We start from the raw sequence: 2824 nt of genomic DNA on the forward strand, positions 1-2824 counted from the left end.
AAATGCTTCCGATGAAACACTTTTTCTCTCTTTATCTCTGCCTTCCTGCATTGCTCCCCGAAATGCGCCCATTCCTCGATAAGCTCTTTCGTATTTAGCTGCCGCCTGGGTCTCGTGTTCCCTCAATGCCTGCATTTTATTTTCCAATGATAAAGTAATATCTTCAAAATAATTGGGAGACATTAAAGGTGACCAGACTTCATAAGCTAAAATAACCGAGATGGAAAAAGGTTCCTCTTTGACGCCGCCATACCCTCTAAACCATTTACCGGGTGCCATATTAATTACATCCAAGGCCGCTCGACTAACAATCCGATGGTCTACGTGAGCGTCATTATCGTGGGGAATATAGCAAATATCAGGTCTAATTCGTCTAACCAATTTCAGAAGTTCAAACCTCATTCTTTCTTCATTTAATTGCCATGGTTTTTCATTTAAAAAGAAAAGGTTTTCTACTTTTAAGCCAAGACAACGAGCAGCACTTATTGTTTCTTTTCTTCTTATTTTAGAGAACTTATCCGATTGAAATTGCAGACATTCTGCATCCCCGTTTGTTATATAAATAACAAATACTTCATTGCCTTTCTCTAAATGCTTAACCATACTGCCTCCGCACCCGATAAGGTCATCATCGGGATGAGGGGCGACAACCAAGATTCTCGAAGCTCTGCTTTTTTTATTTTTCATCTCTCATAACCTCCTTTCAAGGATTTTTCATTTTATTATACTATTATAAAGAACTTTTAATATCATAGCATATTTTTTAACTTTTGTCAACCCCCTACTACGCAAAGAAGCTCTTGCTTTTTTATTTTTTCAGATTATAATTTAATATATGCTTTAAAATGGCTTTTTTAATTAATAATTTTTATGGAGATTAAAGAAGGGAGAGAAATTAATTACTTAGAGCATCTAGGCCTTAAAGCTGAACCAGATATTATTTTGTGTCTGGACGCCGGTATTGCGGAAAGAAAGGTTGATGGAAAAACGAGATGGTCGCCAACTTCTTATCGCGATGAAACAGCTAATTTCCCCGAAAAATCAACTGATAATAGTAAATTTGACTATAAAATACGCACCACTGAGCAAGGATTGGCCATGATTGGCAGTGGCGGAGGCAAGGCTAATATTTTAGCTTCAACTGAACTTTATAATCATTTTCATAAACCAATTATAGTTAACAGTCATTCTGTTCTTGAAGCCCCGCCCAACTTACCTCAACCGCCAGAAGAACATTGGCAAATTTACCAAGAGGCCCTAGAAAAAAAGGGCGTATTGCTTGAAAATATTTTATTAGAAAAAGAATCAACCAGTACTATAGAAGAATTGATTAAAGCTATAGAGATAATTAATGCTCAAAATAGAAAAAAAATGCTTATTGTGGCCAATGAGATGCATTTGCCGCGTGTAAAAAAAATGTACGAATATTTAACCAACCCTGAATCAGCAAAAACTAAATTAAAATATATTTTATCTATACTGAGCGCCGATTACAAAAAAATAATGAACTATACGGTTAATGGCAGTGTAGAAAATCCGCAAATTACTTTTGATAACGACTCCTTTTTTAAACAAGCAAACGAAGTTTTAATTGACTTTGTAGCAGCTGAAGACGTTTTAAGTTTAAATAATCCTCATTATAAATCATTGTTTGAAAAAGTGAGGCAGAATAGTTATTATCAAAAAAGAGTAGAAATGGAAAAAAAAGGAATAGCACAATTAGAACAAGGGACTTATGCTAAACCAAAATAAATACTCAAGCCTTATGAGTAAATAATTAGAATTAAATTAATAAATGGGTCAATTTTTATAAATGATACAAACTTGACAAATCGCTGTAATTCTCTAATATTATTAAAGAATAAACTGAATACATTAAAGGAAAATAATTTTTATCTAACTAAATTAAAATGACAAAATCAAAATATTCAAAATCATTCTTACTCAAACTCTATCAACAAATGCTAAAAATTCGTTTATTTGAAGAGAGTTTAATCGGACCAATTTTAGATGGCGAAATTAAAACACCCTGCCATCTTTACACCGGCGAAGAAGCAATCGCAGTCGGTGTTTGCGCGGCTTTAAATAAAAAAGATTTTGCCTTTGGCAACCATCGTTCACATGGTCATTATTTGGCTAAGGGTGGAAATTTAAAATATTTGATGGCAGAAATTTTTAGTAAAGAAACCGGTTGTTCGCGAGGCCGAGGGGGTTCAATGCATATTATTGACAAAAAGGCTGGTTTTTTGGGTTCTACACCAATTATTGCCGGTACGGTTCCTCTGGCTGTCGGTACAGCCATGGCTTCAAAAATTAAAAAAGAAAATCGCCTGACTGTTACTTTTTTTGGTGATGGAGCGATGGCCGAAGGAGTAATTTCCGAAGCATTAAATTTTTCTGCTCTGCATAAATTGCCAATTTTATTTATTTGCGAAAATAATTTTTACGCCACTCATATGCCAATTTCAGAATCATTGGCTAATCCTAAAATTTATCTTCAGCCAAAAAATTATGGTATTAAATCAATACGCGCTGACGGAAATGACGTAATTAAAGTTTTTGAAACCGCCCAAAAAATGATTACTCAAATTAGAAAAGATAAAGGACCAGCTTTTATTGAATATTTAACCTATCGGATGCGTGGTCATGTTGGACCAGATGACAATATTCAGGGAACGCACACTGATATAAGAAAATCAAAAGAAATTAAAACATGGCAGAAAAAAGATCCGATAAAAAGAATGGAAAAAATTTTACTAAAAAATAAAATTATAAACAAAATCGGATTAACCAAAATTTATAAAAAAATAGATAAAAAAGTTAA

At 33.7% G+C, this 2824-nt stretch carries 3 protein-coding genes; 2 read left to right on the forward strand and 1 reads right to left on the reverse strand.

Annotation, left to right across the window (positions count from 1 at the left end; all coding sequences use genetic code 11):
* The coding region (locus WCW66_06980) for a PIG-L family deacetylase (protein MFA6392447.1) at positions 1 to 687 on the reverse strand (687 nt) is incomplete at its 3' end.
* Positions 688 to 870: 183 nt separating this feature from the next.
* On the opposite strand from WCW66_06980, the gene WCW66_06985 reads away from it, so the two are divergent.
* Both WCW66_06985 and WCW66_06990 read left to right on the forward strand, forming a co-directional pair.
* Entirely contained in the window at positions 871 to 1752 is an 882-nt protein-coding gene (locus WCW66_06985; protein ID MFA6392448.1) for a YdcF family protein, read from the forward strand.
* 158 nt (positions 1753 to 1910) lie between these two features.
* Positions 1911 to 2824: thiamine pyrophosphate-dependent dehydrogenase E1 component subunit alpha (locus WCW66_06990; GenBank protein MFA6392449.1), on the forward strand; the 914-nt coding region annotated here is incomplete at its 3' end.

This window comes from Patescibacteria group bacterium (genome assembly GCA_041664365.1).
Classification (GTDB): domain Bacteria; phylum Patescibacteriota; class Patescibacteriia; order UM-FILTER-42-10; family UM-FILTER-42-10; genus JAHJEX01.

Excerpts from the sequence above, each read along its gene's own strand:
- WCW66_06985 (MFA6392448.1), top strand. The coding sequence starts at position 871 with ATGGAGATTAAAGAAGGGAGAGAAATTAATTACTTAGAGCATCTAGGC.